17 protein-coding genes and 1 riboswitch are annotated in these 17,510 nt (G+C 72.1%); of the genes, 8 read left to right on the top strand and 9 right to left on the bottom strand.

Going from position 1 to position 17,510, the window contains the following annotated elements; translation table 11 throughout:
• The first annotated feature begins 100 nt into the window (after window positions 1-100).
• The 4 genes from BS83_RS40205 to BS83_RS40220 all read left to right on the top strand — a co-directional run bounded on the left by BS83_RS40205 (window position 101) and on the right by BS83_RS40220 (window position 5,521).
• The gene (locus BS83_RS40205; RefSeq protein WP_051945202.1) at window positions 101-2,572 is read left to right on the top strand and encodes a helicase-associated domain-containing protein; all 2,472 of its coding nucleotides are present in this window, start codon (window positions 101-103) and stop codon (window positions 2,570-2,572) included.
• Window positions 2,573-2,586: 14 nt separating this feature from the next.
• Complete coding sequence (locus BS83_RS40210; RefSeq protein WP_037608317.1) at window positions 2,587-3,117, top strand: GNAT family N-acetyltransferase; 531 nt, start codon at window positions 2,587-2,589, stop codon at window positions 3,115-3,117.
• A gap of 113 nt (window positions 3,118-3,230) precedes the next feature.
• Complete coding sequence (locus tag BS83_RS40215; RefSeq protein WP_037608318.1) at window positions 3,231-3,812, top strand: Uma2 family endonuclease; 582 nt, start codon at window positions 3,231-3,233, stop codon at window positions 3,810-3,812.
• A gap of 71 nt (window positions 3,813-3,883) precedes the next feature.
• Window positions 3,884-5,521 (top strand): DNA repair helicase XPB, encoded by a 1,638-nt coding sequence (locus BS83_RS40220; RefSeq protein ID WP_037608320.1) that lies wholly within the window; start codon window positions 3,884-3,886, stop codon window positions 5,519-5,521.
• 41 nt (window positions 5,522-5,562) lie between these two features.
• Here BS83_RS40220 and BS83_RS40225 read toward each other — a convergent pair whose 3' ends face one another.
• Window positions 5,563-5,772, bottom strand: coding sequence for a hypothetical protein (locus tag BS83_RS40225; RefSeq protein ID WP_037608322.1), 210 nt, complete (start codon window positions 5,770-5,772; stop codon window positions 5,563-5,565).
• Between the two features lie 313 nt (window positions 5,773-6,085).
• On the opposite strand from BS83_RS40225, the gene BS83_RS40230 reads away from it, so the two are divergent.
• Complete coding sequence (locus BS83_RS40230; protein ID WP_037608324.1) at window positions 6,086-8,218, top strand: HelD family protein; 2,133 nt, start codon at window positions 6,086-6,088, stop codon at window positions 8,216-8,218.
• Window positions 8,219-8,606: 388 nt separating this feature from the next.
• Here BS83_RS40230 and BS83_RS40235 read toward each other — a convergent pair whose 3' ends face one another.
• Window positions 8,607-9,452 carry an NAD(P)H-binding protein gene (locus BS83_RS40235; protein ID WP_037608325.1) on the bottom strand — a complete coding sequence of 282 codons (846 nt, stop codon included), beginning with the start codon at window positions 9,450-9,452 and terminating at the stop codon, window positions 8,607-8,609.
• A gap of 84 nt (window positions 9,453-9,536) precedes the next feature.
• Here BS83_RS40235 and BS83_RS40240 point away from each other — a divergent pair, with 84 nt between their 5' ends.
• Entirely contained in the window at window positions 9,537-10,121 is a 585-nt protein-coding gene (locus BS83_RS40240) for a TetR/AcrR family transcriptional regulator (RefSeq protein ID WP_037608327.1), read from the top strand.
• A gap of 17 nt (window positions 10,122-10,138) precedes the next feature.
• On the opposite strand, the gene BS83_RS40245 is transcribed toward BS83_RS40240, so the two are convergent.
• Window positions 10,139-10,843, bottom strand: a complete 705-nt coding sequence (locus tag BS83_RS40245; protein WP_037608328.1) for a copper homeostasis protein CutC — start codon at window positions 10,841-10,843, stop codon at window positions 10,139-10,141.
• A gap of 140 nt (window positions 10,844-10,983) precedes the next feature.
• Here BS83_RS40245 and BS83_RS40250 point away from each other — a divergent pair, with 140 nt between their 5' ends.
• The gene (locus BS83_RS40250) at window positions 10,984-11,649 is read left to right on the top strand and encodes an HD domain-containing protein (RefSeq protein ID WP_037608330.1); all 666 of its coding nucleotides are present in this window, start codon (window positions 10,984-10,986) and stop codon (window positions 11,647-11,649) included.
• Window positions 11,650-11,667: 18 nt separating this feature from the next.
• Window positions 11,668-12,129 (top strand): YcxB family protein, encoded by a 462-nt coding sequence (locus BS83_RS40255; RefSeq protein WP_037608333.1) that lies wholly within the window; start codon window positions 11,668-11,670, stop codon window positions 12,127-12,129.
• Window positions 12,130-12,228: 99 nt separating this feature from the next.
• Here the strand turns inward: BS83_RS40255 and BS83_RS46060 are convergent, their stop codons facing one another.
• From BS83_RS46060 to thrC, 6 genes are all read right to left on the bottom strand, one after another.
• Window positions 12,229-12,510 (bottom strand): DUF4031 domain-containing protein, encoded by a 282-nt coding sequence (locus tag BS83_RS46060; protein ID WP_037608334.1) that lies wholly within the window; start codon window positions 12,508-12,510, stop codon window positions 12,229-12,231.
• A complete protein-coding gene (locus BS83_RS46065) occupies window positions 12,507-12,863 on the bottom strand; it encodes a hypothetical protein (protein ID WP_037608337.1) in 357 nt (118 codons plus the stop codon). The genes BS83_RS46060 and BS83_RS46065 overlap by 4 nt, the downstream gene beginning before the upstream one ends.
• 358 nt (window positions 12,864-13,221) lie before the next feature.
• A complete protein-coding gene (groL, locus tag BS83_RS40270; RefSeq protein ID WP_037608339.1) occupies window positions 13,222-14,844 on the bottom strand; it encodes a chaperonin GroEL in 1,623 nt (540 codons plus the stop codon).
• Window positions 14,845-15,192: 348 nt separating this feature from the next.
• Complete coding sequence (locus tag BS83_RS40275; RefSeq protein WP_009189266.1) at window positions 15,193-15,396, bottom strand: cold-shock protein; 204 nt, start codon at window positions 15,394-15,396, stop codon at window positions 15,193-15,195.
• Between the two features lie 375 nt (window positions 15,397-15,771).
• The gene (locus tag BS83_RS40280) at window positions 15,772-16,050 is read right to left on the bottom strand and encodes a MoaD/ThiS family protein (protein WP_037608343.1); all 279 of its coding nucleotides are present in this window, start codon (window positions 16,048-16,050) and stop codon (window positions 15,772-15,774) included.
• Window positions 16,047-17,348 (bottom strand): threonine synthase, encoded by a 1,302-nt coding sequence (gene thrC, locus BS83_RS40285; protein ID WP_084714843.1) that lies wholly within the window; start codon window positions 17,346-17,348, stop codon window positions 16,047-16,049. Before thrC ends, BS83_RS40280 begins: the two co-directional genes overlap by 4 nt.
• Window positions 17,342-17,491, bottom strand: a riboswitch (SAM riboswitch). (Overlaps the previous gene by 7 nt.)
• Window positions 17,492-17,510: the final 19 nt, after the last annotated feature.

Raw genomic sequence — 17,510 nt, forward strand, 5'->3', positions numbered from 1 at the left:
CCCGGTCGGCTCAGGGACGCCCGCCCTCGGCGCCGTCTCCACGGAATCCGCTGATCCCGCACCCAGGCTGTCGTCACAGGCTGCCGGTAATCTGAGTCGGATGAGCACCGGGAGAACCGGGGGGTCTCCCCGGGCGAAGACGGCGAAGGCGGCGCCCCGCGCGCAGGCACCGGCGCCGGTCGCGCCGCGCACGCTCGCGGAGGATCTGCGCGGTCGGGACGACGACGCCCTCGGCGCGCTGCTGCGGGCCCGCCCGGATCTGGTGCATCCGGTGCCCGCCGACCTGACGCAGCTCGCCACCCGCAGCTCCACCCGGGCCAGCGTGATCCGCGCGCTGGAGCGGCTGGACCGCTTCACCCTCCAGGTCGCCGAGGCGCTCGCCGTCGCCGCCGACCCGTGCGAGCCTGCCGAGCTGCGCACGCTGCTCGGCGCCGCGCAGGAGCCCGAGGTCGAGGCGGTGCTCGGTCCCGCGCTCGCGACGCTCCGTGACGCGGCCCTGCTGTGGGGGGAGCCGGAGCGGCTGCGGCTGATCCGGACCGCGCGCGACGTGCTGGCGCCGAGCGGCGGGCAGCCGGGGCCGACAGGGCTGGGGCCGGTGCTCAGTGAGGCGGGCGCGGGGATCTCGCCCGGTCGGCTGCAGGAGATCCTCGCGGACGCGGGCCTGCCCAGCACCCACGACCAGGTGAGCGCGCTGGCGTCGCTGAGCGCGCTCTTCGCCGACCGCGCGCGGGCGGAGGCGCTGCTCGCGCAGGCGCCCGAGGGCGCACGGGCGGCGCTGAACAAGCTGGTCTGGGGCCCTCCCTTCGGCGCGACCCCGCCGCGCGCCGTCCGCGCGGCCGACGCACGCACCCCCGTCGAGTGGCTCCAGGCACGCGGCTTCCTGCTGCCCGCGGGGCGGGACGCCGTCGTACTCCCGCGCGAGGTCGCGCTCTTCCTCCGGGACGGCCTGGCGCACCGTCAGCTCGAACCGACCGCACCGACGGTGGCGACGTCCCGGACGATCGGCCCCGACCAGGCGGACCGGGCGGCCGCCGCCCAGGCCTTCACGGCCGTCCGCACGGTCGAGGAGGCACTCGACCTGTGGAGCAACGAGCCGCCGACCGTGCTGCGGGCCGGCGGCCTCGGCGTCCGCGATCTGCGGCGCGCCGCCCAGGCCCTGGACCTGCCCGAGCCGACGACCGCCTTCTGGTACGAACTCGCCTACGGCGCGGGACTGCTGGCGCCCGACGGCGAGGCCGATGAGCGCTGGGCGCCGACCCCCGCCTACGACGAGTGGCTGCGGCAGGACGTCGCCGAGCGCTGGCTGCTGCTGGCCCGCACCTGGCTGGCTGCGACCCGGTTGGCCGCGCTGGTCGGCAGCCGCGACGCGAAGGACAAGGTGCTGCCCGCCCTCGGCGGCGGGCTCGACCGGGCGCTGGCGCCGGAGATCCGTCGGGACGTGCTGAGCCTCCTCGCCTCGCTGCCGCCCGGCGGCACGGGCGAGCCCGCATCGCTGACCGCCAGGGTCCGCTGGGAGCGGCCGCTGCGCGGCGGCGAGCTGCGGGACCGGCTGGTCGGCTGGACTCTGGACGAGGCCGAGCAGCTGGGTCTGACCGGCAGGGGCGCACTGGCACGCTACGCCGTGCCGCTGCTGGACGGTGACGAGACGTCGGCCCAGGCCCGCCTCGCTCCGCTGCTCCCGGAGCCGCTGGACCAGGTGATCCTCCAGCCCGACCTCACCGCCATCGCGCCCGGACCGCTGCGCACGCCGCTCGCCCAGACCCTCGGCGTGGCGGCGGACGTCGAGTCGAAGGGCGGCGCGACGGTCTACCGCTTCACCCCGGACTCGGTGCGCCGTGCCCTGGACGCCGGCCGCAGCGCGGCCGAACTGCATGCGTTCCTGGCCGAGCACTCCAGCACGCCGGTGCCGCAACCGCTCTCGTACCTGATCGACGACGTGGCCCGGCGCCACGGCCGGCTGCGGGTCGGCGCGGCCTCGGCGTACCTGCGCTGCGACGACGACGCACTGCTGGACGAGCTGCTCGCCGACCGGCGCGCCGCGCAGCTGCGGCTGCGCCGCCTGGCGCCGACCGTGCTGGCCGCGCAGGCGGAGCCGACCGCGGTGCTGACGGCGCTGCGCGCCATGGGCTACGCCCCGGCGGCCGAGTCCGCCGACGGCGACGTCCTGATCTCCCGCCCCGACGCCCGCCGCACGCCGCCGCGCACGCCGCCCGCGCCCGTCCCCGACGGCCCGCCGCCGGTCACCCGGGCGCTGCTGTCGGCCGCGGTCAAGGCCATCCGCGCCGGCGACCGCGCCGCCACGGTGCCGCACCGCGCCGAGACGCCCGGCGGCCCGCTCCCCCGCACGCCGGCGGCCGAGACCCTGGCCACCCTGCAGACCGCCGTCCTGACCGGCGACCCGGTCTGGATCGGCTACGTCAACGCGGAGGGCGCGGCCAGCCAGCGCGTCATCGAACCGGTCCGCGTCGAGGGCGGCTTCGTCACCGCCTTCGACCAGTTCCACGAGGAGATGCGCACCTTCTCCCTCCACCGCATCACCGGCGTCGCCGAACTGGCGGCCGACGAGGCCTGAAGAACAGGAGACCCGTGTCGAACGACGACGCACGCTTCCGGACCGCCGAGCTCGCGGACATCCCGGCACTGGTGCCGCTGATCGAGTCCGCCTACCGGGGCGAGTCGAGCCGCGCGGGCTGGACCACGGAGGCGGACCTGCTGGAGGGCCGCCGGACCGACGCCGAGAGCGTCGCCGCGGTGATCACCAGGGACGGCTCGATGATGCTGGTGGTGGAGCGGGAGGACCGCATCGTCGCCTGCTGCCAGCTGGAACACCGGGGCGGCACGGCGTACTTCGGCATGTTCTCGGTCCGCCCCGAACTCCAGGGCGCGGGCCTGGGCCGGACCGTCCTGGCCCGGGCCGAGACCTTCGCCCGGGAGGTGTGGGGCGTCGGCGAGATGGAGATGACCGTGATCGTGCAGCGCGCCGACCTCATCGCCTGGTACGAACGCCGCGGCTTCACCCGCACCGGCGAGTACTCCCCCTTCCCCTACGGCAACGACCGCGTCGGCACCCCGCTCCGCGACGACCTGCGCTTCGAGCGGCTGACCAAGAAGCTGTGACGGCCCGCCCGCCCCGACGAAACGTATCGTCCTCACACGATCGGGTGGTGTGACGGTCAGCGGCTCCCGCTACCGTGAGAGCGATGGCTTGAATCCCGTCCATGGGAGGAACCATGACCGCTGAGCCCGTGCACCGCTGGCACCGGCCGCCCGTCGGCGGCTACACCGTGGACGACCTGCTGACCCTGCCCGACCTCCCGCCGCACACCGAGCTGATCGATGGCAGCCTGGTATTCGTGAGTCCGCAGAAGGAATTCCACAGCTTGATGATCTTTCTGCTGGATGTCGGTCTACGGGCCACCGTTCCCGACGCCTACCGGGTTCGCCGGGAGATGGCGGTGGTGCTCGACGAACGCAACGCCCCGGAACCGGATCTGTGCGTCGTGAAGGCGGACGCCGTGGGTCTCGGCCGGACTCGCTACGCGGTGGAGGACGTGCTCCTTGCCGTGGAGGTGGTCTCGCCCGATTCCGAGGCGCGTGACCGCGACACCAAGCCGCACAAGTACGCCCGCGCAGGCATCGAGCACTACTGGCTGGTCGACGCCTCCGAGGGATGGCACCACCCCGTCGTGCAGGTCTTCGAACTCGACCACGACAAGCGGGTCTACAACCTCGCAGGCGTCTATCACGACCGCCTGGTACTCAGTCGGCCGTTCCCCGTGGAGATCGACCTCACGGCCATCGATCAGCTGTAGCTTTCCGGTCCGGGGCGCGATGCGGGACACTTGGGGTTTGGCCATCGCCCGGCACCGGAGGAGAGACGTACGTGAACGACGGGCCGCTGATCGTCCAATCCGACAAGACCCTGCTGCTGGAGACCGGTCACGCCGACGCCGACGCCTGCCGGCGCGCCATCGCGCCGTTCGCGGAGCTGGAGCGGGCGCCCGAGCACGTGCACACCTACCGGGTGACGCCCCTGGGCCTGTGGAACGCGCGTGCCGCCGGGCATGACGCCGAGCAGGTCGTGGACGCGCTGGTCACGTACTCGCGCTACCCCGTGCCGAACGCGCTGCTGGTGGACGTCGCCGACACCATGGACCGATACGGCCGGCTGCAGCTCAGCAAGCACCCCGTGCACGGCCTGGTGCTGACCACCACCGACCGGCCCGTGCTGGAGGAGATCCTCCGGTCGAAGAAGATCATGCCGCTGGTCGGCCAGCGGCTGGACCCGGACACCGTCGTCGTGCACCCCTCCGAGCGCGGCCAGATCAAGCAGGTGCTGCTCAAGCTCGGCTGGCCGGCCGAGGACTTCGCGGGCTACGTGGACGGCGAGGCGCACCCGATCGAGCTGGACCAGGACGGCTGGGAGCTGCGGCCCTACCAGGAGCAGGCCGCCGAGGGCTTCTGGCACGGCGGCTCCGGCGTCGTCGTGCTGCCCTGCGGCGCCGGCAAGACGCTGGTCGGCGCGGCCGCGATGGCCAAGGCGAAGGCGACCACCCTGATCCTGGTCACCAACACCGTCTCCGCCCGCCAGTGGAAGCACGAGCTGGTCAAGCGCACGACCCTGACCGAGGACGAGATCGGCGAGTACAGCGGCGCCCGCAAGGAGATCCGTCCGGTCACCATCGCGACGTACCAGGTCATGACGACCAAGCGGAAGGGCGTCTACCCGCACCTGGAGCTGTTCGACTCGCGCGACTGGGGCCTGATCGTCTACGACGAGGTGCACCTGCTGCCCGCGCCGGTGTTCAAGTTCACCGCCGACCTGCAGGCCCGCCGCCGGATCGGCCTGACCGCGACGCTGGTGCGGGAGGACGGCCGCGAGGGGGACGTGTTCTCGCTGATCGGGCCGAAGCGCTTCGACGCCCCGTGGAAGGAGATCGAGGCGCAGGGCTACATCGCTCCGGCCGACTGCTGCGAGGTGCGGGTCACCCTCACCGACCACGAGCGGCTCGCGTACGCCACGGCGGAGCCGGAGGAGCGCTACCGCTTCTGCGCCACCACGGCGACCAAGCGGCGGGTCACCCAGGCGCTCGTCGAGAAGCACCGGGGCACGCCCACGCTGGTCATCGGTCAGTACATCGACCAGCTGGACGAGCTGGGCGAGGCGCTCGGCGCGCCGGTGATCAAGGGCGAGACGACGAACGCGCAGCGCGAGAAGCTGTTCGACGCCTTCCGTGAGGGCGAGATCAGCGTGCTGGTGGTGTCCAAGGTCGCCAACTTCTCCATCGACCTGCCCGAGGCGACGGTGGCGATCCAGGTGTCGGGGACCTTCGGGTCCCGCCAGGAGGAGGCCCAGCGGCTGGGCCGCGTGCTGCGTCCGAAGGCGGACGGGCACATGGCGCACTTCTACTCGGTCGTGGCCAGGGACACCATCGACCAGGACTTCGCCGCGCACCGGCAGCGGTTCCTGGCCGAGCAGGGCTACGCCTACCGGATCATCGACGCGGACGACGTGCTGTAGCGGGCGTGCGGTAGCGGGCCGGTCGGTCGCCGGCCGGCTGGTCAGTCCTTGTGCAGGAGGTCCTCAGGGAGGCCGTCGTTGCCGAGCAGGACGACGGAGAAGGCCGTGGTGGCCACGATGCCGACGCCTCTGGCGCAGGCGGCGAGGGGGTTGCGCGGGCGCCGTTCAGCCCTCGTGGCGCCACGGGCGACGACGGGAGGGTGACTGCGGACGCGGGGCTGGGGACGGGTTTCGACGTGTGCGGTAGCCATGTCTCCACCGTAGATTTCGGGCCCCGCGAAGTCGTCAGACCACGGATCGAATCCCCGGCCCCCACCAGCTCATCCCCGAGAGGTACCGCACCTCATCCGTCCATCAGGGTTACCCCTGATCTGCTCGGAATAAATGATTCGCCTGCCACCCAGGCGCGGGTATAGGGTTTCCGGTCTGCCGCCTCCCTGGGACGCACGTGGGGAGGCGCCGCCCGGACGGCAACCGGGCGGCTCTCAAATTCCACCGCAGACCTTTTGAGACCGCTGCGCGCCGGGCACCCCCCGGTCCTCGCGCAGCCGGGAAGGCTTCTTCGTGCCTGCGCACTCCCCTGCAACCGCCAATCCCCTCGACCGCGAGCGTGCTCACCTCGCCTCCTCCCGCGCCGCGCTGCGCGCCATGCGCGAGGACGTCCAGGCGCTCGACATCCGCGACGTCACCGGCAACTGGGTCAACGCCGCGATCCTCGCCCGCGAGATCGACGACCGGATCAAGGCCCTGGCCGACCTCGCCGACACCCCGCTCTTCTTCGGCCGGCTCGACTTCCTCCACGCCCCCGGCGCGGACCTGGCCGAGGGCAGCGAGGGCGAGCGGTTCTACATCGGCCGCCGCCACGTCCACGACCACGACGGCGATCCGATGGTCATCGACTGGCGCGCGCCGGTCTCCCAGTCGTTCTACCGCGCCAGCAAGAAGGACCCGCTGGACGTCGGCCTGCGCCGCCGTTTCGGCTACACCGGCGGCGAACTCACCGCCTACGAGGACGAACACCTCACCGACCCCGAGGAGCAGACGGGCACGAGCGCGCTGCTCGCCGCCGAGATCGAGCGCCCCCGCGTCGGCCCGATGCGCGACATCGTCGCGACGATCCAGCCCGAGCAGGACGAGATCGTCCGCGCCGACGTGCACGGCACCGTCTGCGTCCAGGGCGCCCCCGGCACCGGGAAGACGGCCGTCGGCCTGCACCGTGTCGCCTACCTGCTCTATGCCCACCGCGAGCGGCTGGCCCGCACCGGCACGCTGGTCGTCGGCCCGAACCGCTCCTTCCTGCAGTACATCGAGCAGGTGCTGCCCGCCCTCGGCGAGCTCGACGTCGCGCAGGCGACGGTCGAGGAACTGGTCGCGCACGTGCCGCTGCGCGGGCAGGACAGCCCGGAGGCGGCCGGCCTCAAGGGCGACGCCCGGATGGCCGAGGTGCTGCGACGGGCGGTGCGTTCCGGCATCACGATGCCGACGGAGGGCTGCGTCGTGGTGCGCGGCTCGCGTCGCTGGCGCGTCGCCTCCTACGAACTGGAGGAGATCGTCCGGGAACTGATGAACCGTGATATCCGCTACGGCGCGGCGCAGGCGGCCCTTCCGCAGCGGATCGCGCACGCCGTCCTGGTGAAGATGGAGCAGGCGAGCGAGGCCCCCGACGACCGCGTCCAGGACGCCGTCGCGCGCAGCGCCTCCGTCAAGGCGACGGCCAAGGCGCTGTGGCCGCCGGTGGATCCGGCGAAGCTGGTGCTGCGCCTGCTCTCGGACCCGGAGTTCCTGGCACGGTGCGCGGAGGGGCTGCTCACGCCGGAGGAGCAGGCGGTCGTGCTCTGGCCCAGGCCCGGGCGCAGCGTGAAGACGGCGGCGTGGACGCCCGCCGACGCGGTGCTGGTCGACGAGGCGCGGGACCTGGTCGAGCGGACGCCCTCGCTCGGTCACGTGGTGCTGGACGAGGCGCAGGACCTCTCCCCGATGCAGTACCGGGCGGTCGGCCGCCGCTGCACCACGGGCTCGGCGACGGTGCTCGGCGACATCGCCCAGGGCACGACGCCCTGGTCCACGGACACCTGGGCGACGGCCCTGGAGCACCTGGGCAAGCCCGGCTCCCGCGTCGAGGAGCTGACGACGGGCTTCCGCGTGCCCGGCGAGGTCATCGAGTACGCCTCGCTGCTGCTTCCGGAGATCGCACCGGACCTCGCCCCGGCCACCTCGATCCGCGACACTGCCGACTCGCTCGCGATCCGGCGCGTGGCCCCGGTGACCGGCGCGACCGGTGCGGAGGACGCGTCGGCGCTCGACGCGGCCTGCGCGCTGGCCCCGGCGACGCCGCCGGCGCTGACGGACGCCGTCGTGGAGGCCTGTGTCGCGGCGCTCGGGCACGAGGGCTCCACCGGCCTGATCGCGGCGGACGCGCGGATTCCCGTGCTGGCCGCCGCGCTGGAGGCGGCGGGCCTGCCCTTCCTCGACCCCGGCTCGGAGACCTCCGCGGACGCCCGACTGACCCTCGTCCCCGCGTCGCTGGCCAAGGGCCTGGAGTACGACTACGTGGTCCTGGACGAGCCCGCCGCGATCGTGGACGGCGAGGCCGACCTCCGCACCGGGCTCCGCCGCCTCTACGTCTGCCTCACCCGCGCCGTCTCCGGCCTCACCGTCCTCCACGCCCGCCCCCTCCCCGAGGCGCTGGCCCTCTGAGGCTCCGGGCCGCCAGGGCCTTCAGCCGCCGACAGCGGGGAATCGCCTCGCAGTCCGGCCACAGGCTGCAGCCGCCTTCGGAGGCCCCACCGTGACCGGACTCCCTGGAGACCGAAAGGCCGCGGACCGGCCAGGGGCTGGGACTGGGGCTGGGACTGAAGCCCGAGGTCGGGGGCGAGGGGAGAAGTGAAGCCCGAGACGCAGACCAGGAATTCGGCCGGCGCCAAGCGCCGAAGCCGAAGGCCCGAAGCTTGGCCTTGAGCCGAACCGAAGGCCGGGCCGGGGCCCGGCCCGGCCCGAGTTCGGACGCCGAGGGGCGCCCCAGTCGGAGACGGCCCAGCCCTGGCCCCGGGCTCGGGGCCCGGCGGCCTGGGCTCGGCGCCGGGGGTCAGCGGAAGGCAGCGAGATGGCGGGCGGCCCAGTCGCCGAAAGACTGGGCCGGGCGGCCGAGGACCTGTTCGATGTCGCGGGCGGTCGCCTGCTCGGCCGGGAGTGGGCGACCGAGGATGTCGAGGGTGCCGCCGACGAGCTCCTGCGGCATGAACCGGGCCAGGTGCTCGGCGGCCTGCGCCTCGGAGAGCTCCACGAACGCGACCGGCTCGCCCAGGGCCGCGGAGAGCGCCGCGGCCTGGCCGCGGGGGCTGATCGCCTCCGGGCCGGTGAGCTCGTAGGTCCGCCCCGCGTGGCCGCCGCCGCGGAGTGCGGCGGCGGCGACCTCGGCGATGTCCGCCGGATCGACGACGGGCAGCGCCACGTCCCCGAACGGCGCGAGGACGGTGCGCGTCGCACGCACCGACTCGGCCCAGGCGAAGGCGTTGGAGGCGAAACCGGCGGGACGCAGGACGGTGAAGTCCACACCGGAGGCGCGGACCGCCGCTTCGAACTCCCTGAGCCTGGCATGCGAGGGGGCGTCCGGGCGGGTGGCGTTGATCTGCGAGGAGAGCAGGACGACCCGCTTCACCGCGGCCTGCTCCACCACGTCCAGCAGCGCCTGCGGGCTCTCGCCGCGGCCGTTCAGCTCCCCTCCGAGCAGGACGAACAGGGCGTCGGCGCCCTCCAGGACCGGCCGCATGCTCGCCGCCTCCCCGAGATCCGCCCGGGCATGGCGCACTCCGGCGGGGAACCCGGCCGGTCGCGACTGCCGCGAGACGGCCACGACCTCCTCCCCCGCCTCGGCCAGCAGCGGCACCAGCGTCCGCCCGACGTTGCCGGTCGCACCCGTGACCACGATCATGACGATCTCCCGAGAAATAAGTTAGTTGGCTGACTTAGAGAGACCGTAGCACGGCGAAGCGGGGCGCTGTCTATAGTTGGTTGGGTGACTGACTCAGTTAAGCCGCGGGGAACCCGGGCCGCGGACAAGCGCCGACGCCTCACCTCGGCGGCGGCCACGGTCCTGCACGAGCAGGGCGTCGAACGGACCACGCTCGCCGACATCGCGCGGGTGGCCGAGGTCCCGGTCGGGAACGTCTACTACTACTTCAAGACCAAGGACGAGCTGGTCCAGGCCGCCCTGTCGGAGCACCGCGCCCACCTGGACGAGCTCACCGGCGCGCTGGACGGGCTGCCCGACCCGCGCGAACGCCTGAAGGGGCTGATCGACGCCTGGGTCTCCCAGCGCGACACGGCCGCCCGCTTCGGGTGCCCCACCGGCACCCTCGCGGCGGAACTCGACAAGCGGCCCGAAGGCGGCCTGGACGCGGAGGCCGCCGCGGTGATCCGCAGACTCCTCGACTGGGCCGCCCGGCAGTTCCGCGCGCTCGACCTGCCGGACGCGGAGGACCTCGCGCTGACCCTCGTCTGCGGGTACCAGGGCATGTCCCTGCTGGCGAACGCCCTGCGCGACCCGGAGGTCATGACCCGCGAGGGCGCGCGCCTGCGCCGCTGGCTCGACTCGCTCTGAGGGGAACCGGCCGAGGACTACGCCGCGAGGGGCGCGGCGTCGAGCAGCCGACGCCACTGCTGGACGCGACCGGCGTCCAGCGGGCTGTTCCAGCCCGCCTCGCGGACCATGGTGCCGACGTGGAAGCCGTCGATGCCCGCGGCGCGCAGCCGCGGGACGTGCTCGGTCTTGAGGCCGCCGCCGACCAGGATCCGCGGGCCGTATCCCGGCTTGCCCGACCGCGCCACCTCGTCCTCGAGGACGTCCATCCCGGCGACCACGCCGGCCGCCGAACCGGCGGTCAGCACGGTATCCAGGCCGGGCAGCCCGTCGATCGCCGCACGGACCTCGTCACGGGAGACCGCGTTGTCGAGCGCGCGGTGGAAGGTCCACCGGCAGCCGGGGATCGCCTGCAGCACGGTCCGCACGGTCGGCAGGTCGACCGAACCGTCAGGGGTCAGGAAGCCCAGGACGAACTCGTCCGCGCCTTCCGCGCGCAGCGCCTCCGCGCGGGCGCAGAGCGCGTCGACGTCGCGCACCAGGAAGCCGTCGCCGTCCCGCAGCATCACCCGGAGTGGCACGTGGACCGCCGCGCGGATCCGGGCGAACTCGGCGAGGTCGGGTGTCAGCCCGTCGGCCGCCATGTCGGTGCACAGTTCGAGGCGGTCGGCCCCGCCCGCGGCCGCCGCTACGGCGTCCTCCGCGGATGTAGCGATGACCTCGAAAATCGCCCGATCACTCACAGTGCAGCCCTTCCGTTCCGCGCCCAGCCTTCGTCAACAGGTCTAGTCCAATACAGCCTAGTTGCTCAGGAGCACGAAACGCACCCCCGTGGTTGGCGCGAAGACCGCGCGGGCGCTCCCGTCCGTACCACAATGGCTGTATGCCCCAGCCGTCGCATCCCGACCAAGCCCTCGCCGATGCCCTGCTGTCCCGCTGGACCGCGCTCTTCGCCACGCCCGAGGCGGAGCCGTACGGCGAGCAGCTGATCCGCCGCTGGTCGGAGCCGCAACGCAGGTATCACACCCTGCGTCATCTCGCCGCGACCCTCTCCGTCGTCGACCGGCTCGCCGCGCACGCGGAGGACGCCGACCTGGTCCGCCTGGGCGCCTGGTTCCACGACGCCGTCTACGCCCCGGACCGCACCGAGAACGAGGAGCGCAGCGCCCGCCTGGCCGAGCGGGTCCTGCCCGAGCTCGGCGTCTCCGACGAGGCCGTCGCCGAGGTGGCCCGCCTGGTCCGGCTGACCGCCGACCACGACCCCGCCGCCGGCGACCGCAACGGCGAGGTCCTGTGCGACGCCGACCTCGCGGTGCTCGGCGCGCCGCCGGAGATCTACGCCAGCTACGCGGCGGCGGTGCGCGCCGAGTACGCCTTCGTGCCGGACGACGAGTTCCGCGCGGGCCGCACCGCGATCCTCGAACAGCTGCTCGCCCTGCCGGCGCTCTACCGCACGCAGGCGGGTCAGTCCGCGTACGGGGAGAGAGCGGTCGCGAACATGCGTACCGAGCTGGCGCGGTTGCGCGATAAGGTGCCGCCCATCGCATGACTCGACCGGGTGGGGCGCATGGATATCGAGGCCGATTTCGAGTACGCGCGCGGCGAGCTGCGCAGCCACTGGCTGCGCACCCGCGCCTGGGTCCACGCGCTGTGGCTGTCGCTCGGGCTGGCCGGCCTGGTGATCGCGCTGGCCTCGCATCCCGTCTCCGCCTCGCACGGATTCCTGGCCGCGCTCTCCCTGCTGCTGCTCGGCACGCACGGCCAGTCGCTGGAGCGGCGCCTGCGACAGCTGAACACCAGCACCGAGCTGTCGCTGCGGTTCACCGACGTCGGCCTGTCCTGGCGGAACCAGTTCGTCTCCCACCAGGTCCGCTGGCCGGCGGTGCGCCGGGTCCGGCGGAGCCGCGGCTGGCTGGTCTTCGAGGGCACCCGGGGCGTGGACGACGTGGTCTTTCCCGCACGGGCCCTGAGCGAGGTCCAGATCGAGGAACTCACGAAGTGGCTGACCGCGCAGAAACTCATGCGCTGATCCCCTCCGGGCGCGGGTCTCCGCTCGATTCACTGCGTGCGCGACAGGCCGCCCATGAGCAGGTGGCCTCCGACGCGCGAGGCCGTCCGCATTCCGTCGTTATTCGCGCAGTTCCTCGCGCCCCCGGAGGGCTTTCCTGCGGCGGAGACCCGCCCCCGTGAGCCGTGCGACGATCTCCCTGCTGCGGACCGGCGTCGCACCCAACTCGACCGCCGCCGCGTACAGCCGTTCCGGCACGTCGTAGTGGTCGCCGTCGAAACCTCGTTCGGGCACACCCAGGCGGCGCGCGAAGGCGTGCAGCTCGTCGAAGGACGCGTCCGAGACCAGGTGCGACCAGAGGCGGCCGTGGCCGGGCCAGCTCGGGGGGTCGATGAGGATCACGGGGTCAGCTCGCCGACCGCCGAGACCACGACGCCCTCCTTGCCGCAGACCCAGTGCGGGTCCGGGCCGAGCTCGGGCTCGACGCTCAGCGCGTGCGGGTCGCCGTCGGCCGCGCACACCGTGCAGAGGGGCCAGCGGCCCCAGCCCTCCAACAGGCCGTCCTGCACGTCCTGGGCGACCAGACCCAGGACGTAGTCCACCCCGTCCGGCCACTGCTCCACCCACCAGCGCCGCTGCGCGATCGCGTCCTCCAGCAGCGAGACGACCGCGGCGTCCGCGACGTCCCGCGCGGTCAGATCCCGCACCAGCGCGCTCCGCGCGCCGTGCAGGGCCGTCTCCAGTGCGTTCTCCATAGCGTCCAGTCTCCCGCATGCCCCCAGGGGCGCGAGGCTCTCCTGACATGCGCCTCGGGCGCGGGAGCGCGACAGGTGACGACGGAGGGCTGTTGACACTGTCCAGGGGCGCGGGGCTGAGCCGACATGCGCCTCCGGCGCGTGGGCGCGACAAGCCACCCACGCAGGTGGAGCCCCGAAGGTTCAGGCCCATCCGCATGTCAGTGGTTTTTTGCGCAGTCCCCGCGCGCCTTGGGCACTGCCTGGTTTCTCGCCTGCGCGCCGCTCCCCTGACGGTGCCGCCAAAGGCCGAAGGACGGCCCACCCGGCAGGGTGGGCCGTCCTTCGAACGTCAGGCAGGCTTTCCGATCCGTCAGGATCAGAAGTCCATGTCGCCGCCCGGCATGCCGCCACCGGCCGGGGCGCCGGCCTTCTCGGGCTTGTCGGCGATGACGGCCTCGGTGGTGAGGAAGAGCGCGGCGATCGACGCCGCGTTCTGCAGCGCGGAGCGCGTCACCTTGGCCGGGTCGATGATGCCCGCGGCGATGAGGTCGACGTACTCGTTGGACGCGGCGTTCAGGCCGTGACCGGCGGGCAGGTTGCGGACCTTCTCCACCACGACGCCGCCCTCGAGGCCGGCGTTGGTCGCGATCTGCTTGATCGGGGCCTCGAGCGCCACGCGGACGATGTTGGCGCCAGTGGCCTCGTCGCCCTCCAGCTCCAGCTTCTCGAACGCGACACCGGCCTGCAGCAGCGCCACGCCACCACCGGCGACGATGCCCTCCTCGACGGCCGCCTTCGCGTTGCGAACGGCGTCCTCGATGCGGTGCTTGCGCTCCTTGAGCTCGACCTCGGTGGCCGCGCCCGCCTTGATGACGGCGACGCCACCGGCCAGCTTGGCCAGGCGCTCCTGCAGCTTCTCGCGGTCGTAGTCCGAGTCGCTGTTCTCGATCTCGGCACGGATCTGCGCCACGCGGCCCGCGACCTGGTCGCTCTCGCCGGCGCCGTCCACGATGGTGGTCTCGTCCTTGGTGACGACGACCTTGCGGGCGCGGCCGAGCAGCTCCAGACCGGCGTTCTCCAGCTTGAGACCGACCTCCTCGGAGATGACCTGGCCGCCGGTGAGGATGGCGATGTCGCCCAGCATGGCCTTGCGACGGTCACCGAAGCCCGGGGCCTTGACGGCGACGGACTTGAAGGTGCCACGGATCTTGTTGACCACCAGGGTGGAGAGCGCCTCGCCCTCGACGTCCTCGGCGATGATCAGCAGCGGCTTGCCGGACTGCATGACCTTCTCCAGCAGCGGCAGCAGGTCCTTGATGCCGCCGATCTTGGAGTTGGCGATCAGGATGTAGGGGTCCTCGAACGAGGTCTCCATGCGCTCCAGGTCGGTGGCGAAGTACGCCGAGATGAAGCCCTTGTCGAAGCGCATACCCTCGGTGAGCTCCAGCTCCAGACCGAAGGTCTGGGACTCCTCGACGGTGATGACGCCTTCCTTGCCGACCTTGTCCATGGCCTCGGCGATGAGCTCGCCGATCTGGGTGTCAGCGGCGGAGATGGAGGCGGTGGAGGCGATCTGCTCCTTGGTCTCCACGTCCTTGGCCTGCTCGAGCAGCTGGGCGGAGACGGCCTCGACGGCCTTCTCGATGCCGCGCTTCAGAGCCATCGGGTTGGCGCCGGCGGCGACGTTGCGCAGACCCTCGCGGACGAGCGCCTGGGCCAGCACGGTGGCGGTGGTGGTGCCGTCACCCGCGACGTCGTCGGTCTTCTTGGCGACCTCCTTGACGAGCTCGGCGCCGATCTTCTCGTACGGGTCCTCGAGCTCGATCTCCTTGGCGATGGAGACACCGTCGTTGGTGATCGTGGGGGCGCCCCACTTCTTCTCCAGGACGACGTTGCGGCCCTTGGGGCCCAGCGTGACCTTGACGGCGTCGGCGAGCTGGTTCATACCGCGCTCGAGGCCACGACGGGCCTCTTCGTCGAACGCAATGATCTTGGCCATGGAAGCGGTCCTCCTGGACAGACTGGCTGCTTCGGACCGCGCTGGCGCCCGCGACGGACGGCACCGGCCTTCGGCGGTTCCTTCCCGCCGCGCCCAGAGCCTCACCGACTCGGCCCGTTGTCACTCTCTACCTCAGAGTGCTAACGCCAATGATTAGCACTCGACCCCCCTGAGTGCAAGCGACTCAGCATGCGACTCAGTACGCAGCCCGACGGCAGAACGGCCCCCACCCGTGCGGGTGGGGGCCGTTCAGGAAGACCTGCGTGGATGCATCGTTTCGCCGGGATGAGCTGGAACGAGCTCTGCGGGTCCTGATTCAGTCAGCGGTCGCCGGCTGCCGTGGGTGCGTTACGCGGTCACGCGGACCATGTCCGCCTGCGGGCCCTTCTGGCCCTGCGAGATCTCGAACTCAACCCGCTGGCCCTCTTCGAGCGACCGGTACCCGTCCATCTGGATCGCGCTGTAGTGGACGAACACGTCCGCACCACCGTCGACCGCGATGAAGCCGTACCCCTTCTCCGCGTTGAACCATTTGACGGTGCCCTGAGCCATTCCAAACTCCCCTATTGTGCTGGCCCTTTCACGGTCCGCACACCGCGAACCGGACCGGGCGGAACGCTGCGGGCTGCAGACGCCAAGCCCCGATCGACGCTGAATGTATCCACTCCGCTGCCCTGAGCAACAGAGCACAAGCCGGGGAATTCTCAGGAGAAGTTAAGAGACATTCGCAGCATCAACCCGCAAAGGGGAGCAATTCGGGCCGGACATATCGGACGGGTCCGACATATTGCCGCTCGAAAAAGAATGGATCGACCGCCTCGACGGACGGGACAGGAGCACTCTACTCCTCTTAAACATCAGGAAATGACGAAGTCGGTGCACCCCTGCCAGGGGTGCACCGACTTCGTGCGCCTGTCGGCGAAGCTGTCAGCAGCCGCCGGCGACCGCCGGGATGATCGACACGCCGGCGCCTTCCGGCGTGGCCGTCTCCAGGCCGTCGGCGAAGCGCACGTCGTCCTCGTTCACGTAGACGTTCACGAAGCGGCGCAGCTTGCCGTTGTCGTCCAGCAGCCGGGCGGCGATGCCCGCGTGGTTGGCCTCCAGGTCCTTGATCACCTCGGCCAGCGTGGCGCCCTCGGCCTTCACCTCGGCGCTGCCGCCGGTGTAGGTGCGCAGGATGGTGGGGATGCGGACGTTGACGCTCATGCGAGGCCTGCCTCTCGGAACGAGTCAAGGGTGGGGCGGATGACGGCGGTCGGGCGGGCGGCGTCCGCCACGGCCTCCAGGGTCTTCAGGCCGTCGCCGGTGTTGAGCACGACGGTCTCGGCGGCCGGGTCGAGCACACCGCTCTCGATCAGCTTGCGCAGCACGCCGACGGTCACGCCACCCGCAGTCTCGGCGAAGATGCCCTCGGTGCGCGCCAGCAGGCCGATCGCGTCGACGACCTGCTCGTCGTCGACGTCCTCGACGGCGCCGCCGGTGCGGCGGACGATGTCGAGCACGTAGATGCCGTCGGCCGGGTTTCCGATGGCCAGCGACTTGGCGATGGTGTCCGGCTTCTGCGGGCGGACCACGTCGTGGCCGGCCTTGAAGGCGGCGGAGACGGGCGAGCAGCCCTCTGCCTGGGCTCCGAAGATCTTGTAGGGCTTCTCTTCCACCAGACCGAGGGCGATGAGCTCCTTGAGGCCCTTGTCGATCTTCGTCAGCTGCGAGCCGGACGCGATCGGGATCACCAGCTGGTCCGGGATCCGCCAGCCGAGCTGCTCGCAGATCTCGTAGGCCAGCGTCTTGGAGCCCTCGCCGTAGTAGGGGCGCAGGTTGACGTTGACGAAGCCCCAGCCCTCGCCGGCCGGGTCGCCGATCAGCTCGGAGCAGAAGCGGTTCACGTCGTCGTAGTTGCCGTCGATGCCGACGACGTCGCCGCCGTAGATCGCGGCCATGACGACCTTGCCGGCCTCCAGGTCGTGCGGGATGAAGACGCAGGCGCGCAGCCCGGTGCGGGCCGCGGCGGCGGTGACCGCGCCGGCCAGGTTGCCGGTGGAGGAGCAGGAGAGCGTGGTGAAGCCGAAGGTGCGGGCGGCCTCGACGGCGATGGCCACGACCCGGTCCTTGAAGGAGTGGGTCGGGTTGCCGGAGTCGTCCTTGACGTAGAGGGAGCCGGTGACGCCGAGCTCGCGGGCCAGGTTGTTCGCCTTGACCAGCTTGGTCAGGCCCGGGTTGAGGCTGGGGCGCTCGGCGACGTCGGGCGAGACGGGCAGCAGCGGGGCGTAGCGCCAGATGTTGGCGGGGCCGTTCTCGATCTGCTTGCGCAGGCCCTCCGGGTCGCCGGCCGGGAGCTCGTAGGCGACCTCGAGCGGCCCGAAGCACTCGGTGCAGGCGAAGTCGGGGGCGAGGGGGGTGCGTGCTCCGCACTCGCGACAGGACAGGGCCACAGCGGGGCCGAAGGCGTCGGGGGCGACGGTGTGGCTGACAGGAGCCATGATGGCGAGAACCTCTCTCCTCATCTTCCCCGGGGCGCGTTTCGCCACGGGCCGGAATTGGCACCTTCCCGACCTGGGCCACGCGGCGTGTGTACGCTGCGGGGCGACCTGGCAGGGGGGTTGCCGGGACTTCGACGGGCCGTTCCCTCAGTCCCTCTGGATGAGCGCTATGGCGTCGCGCGTTCG

It is taken from the genome of Streptacidiphilus rugosus AM-16 (assembly GCF_000744655.1).
Taxonomy (GTDB): domain Bacteria; phylum Actinomycetota; class Actinomycetes; order Streptomycetales; family Streptomycetaceae; genus Streptacidiphilus; species Streptacidiphilus rugosus.

What these genes read in the sequence shown, in the direction of transcription:
- BS83_RS40205 (WP_051945202.1), top strand. Translation starts at nt 101, where the DNA reads ATGAGCACCGGGAGAACCGGGGGGTCTCCCCGGGCGAAGACGGCGAAG.
- BS83_RS40255 (WP_037608333.1), top strand. Translation starts at nt 11,668, where the DNA reads ATGGATATCGAGGCCGATTTCGAGTACGCGCGCGGCGAGCTGCGCAGC.
- BS83_RS40215 (WP_037608318.1), top strand. Translation starts at nt 3,231, where the DNA reads ATGACCGCTGAGCCCGTGCACCGCTGGCACCGGCCGCCCGTCGGCGGC.
- BS83_RS40235 (WP_037608325.1), bottom strand. Translation starts at nt 9,452, where the DNA reads ATGATCGTGGTCACGGGTGCGACCGGCAACGTCGGGCGGACGCTGGTG.
- groL (WP_037608339.1), bottom strand. Translation starts at nt 14,844, where the DNA reads ATGGCCAAGATCATTGCGTTCGACGAAGAGGCCCGTCGTGGCCTCGAG.
- BS83_RS40275 (WP_009189266.1), bottom strand. Translation starts at nt 15,396, where the DNA reads ATGGCTCAGGGCACCGTCAAATGGTTCAACGCGGAGAAGGGGTACGGC.
- BS83_RS40280 (WP_037608343.1), bottom strand. Translation starts at nt 16,050, where the DNA reads ATGAGCGTCAACGTCCGCATCCCCACCATCCTGCGCACCTACACCGGC.
- thrC (WP_084714843.1), bottom strand. Translation starts at nt 17,348, where the DNA reads ATGAGGAGAGAGGTTCTCGCCATCATGGCTCCTGTCAGCCACACCGTC.
- BS83_RS40250 (WP_037608330.1), top strand. Translation starts at nt 10,984, where the DNA reads ATGCCCCAGCCGTCGCATCCCGACCAAGCCCTCGCCGATGCCCTGCTG.
- BS83_RS46065 (WP_037608337.1), bottom strand. Translation starts at nt 12,863, where the DNA reads ATGGAGAACGCACTGGAGACGGCCCTGCACGGCGCGCGGAGCGCGCTG.
- BS83_RS40225 (WP_037608322.1), bottom strand. Translation starts at nt 5,772, where the DNA reads ATGGCTACCGCACACGTCGAAACCCGTCCCCAGCCCCGCGTCCGCAGT.